This window comes from Nocardiopsis xinjiangensis YIM 90004, from assembly GCF_000341145.1.
GTDB classification, from domain to species: Bacteria; Actinomycetota; Actinomycetes; order Streptosporangiales; family Streptosporangiaceae; genus Nocardiopsis; species Nocardiopsis xinjiangensis.
Window position 1 is genome coordinate 1 of sequence record NZ_ANBE01000075.1, and the last position, 1,384, is coordinate 1,384.

The window sequence follows — 1,384 nt, forward strand, 5'->3', positions numbered from 1 at the left end:
CCCCGCGACCGGGACCACGACGGCAACGGCCCCGTGCACTCCCAACACACCGTCACCACCCGCCTGAGCACCGAGACCACCCAGGCCCTGCTACGCCGAGCACCCCAGGCCTACCGCACCCAGGTCAACGACCTGCTCCTGGCCGCACTGACCCACGTCCTCACCGACTGGGCCGGCCACGAGAAACTCCTGATCAACATGGAAGGCCACGGCCGCGAAGACCTCTTCGACCATCTGGACCTGTCCCGCACCGTGGGCTGGTTCACCACCCTCTTCCCCGTGGCCCTGCACCCACGCCCCGACTGGGACAGCCAGATCAAGACCACCAAGGAGATGCTGCGCAACCTCCCCCGACGCGGCCTCGGCTTCGGAGCCCTGCGCTACCTGGGCACCGACCACCAACGCACCACCCTGGCCGACCTGCCCACCCCACAGATCAGCTTCAACTACCTCGGCCGATTCGACACCGGGGCCGACACCTTGCACACGGGGCTGCGGCTGAACGCGGGCTATGAGCACGCACCGAGGGAGGAGCGCGCTCACCTGATCGACGTGGTCGGACGTATCGATGACGAGGCCCTCGTCATCGACTGGTTCTTCTCGGACCTGGTCCATGACCGGGCCACCATGGCCGCTCTCGCGGACCGGTTCACCGAGGCCCTACGTGACGTGGTGGGGTTCTGTCTGCGTGAGGACACCGGCGGAACCACCCCCTCCGACTTCCCCCTCACCCACCTGAACCAAAAAACCCTCGACCACATCACCACCCCCCACACCCACGACCTACTACCCCTGACCCCCATGCAACAGGGCATGCTCTTCCACACCCTGCTCGACCAAGGAACCTCCTACCTCGAACACATCACCCTGCACCTCGACGGAATCGAAGACCCCCAACGCCTGGCCCGAGCCTGGCAACACGTCCTGGACACCACACCCACCCTCCGCGCCACCCCACTCTGGGAAAACCTCACCACACCCCTGCAACACATCCCCCACCAAGCACAACTACCCATCACCCACCTGGACTGGCGCCACCACACACCCACCCAACAAGAACAAGCCCTGGCCGACCTACGCGCCCAAGACCAACAAACCGGCATGGACCTGAACCAGAGCCCCCTACTACGCCTCACCATCGCCCAACTGGACACCACCCGCGTAGCCCTGCTCTGGACCTTCCACCACCTCCTCCTGGACGGATGGAGCCTGCCCCTGGTCCTGTCCGACGTCTTCACCGCCTACCACGGCTCACCCCTGCCCCCACGCCCCGACTTCCGCGACCACCTGACCTGGCTCTCCCACCAAGACACCCAAACCGCCACCGACCACTGGCACCACACCCTCACCGGCATCGACACCCCCACACCCCTGCCCTACGACC

The 1,384-nt window shown here is 66.2% G+C and carries 1 protein-coding gene; it reads left to right on the forward strand.

Annotated elements, in window-relative coordinates; all coding sequences use genetic code 11:
- Positions 1 to 1,384: condensation domain-containing protein (locus D473_RS25345; protein WP_033353975.1), on the forward strand; the 1,384-nt coding region annotated here is incomplete at both ends.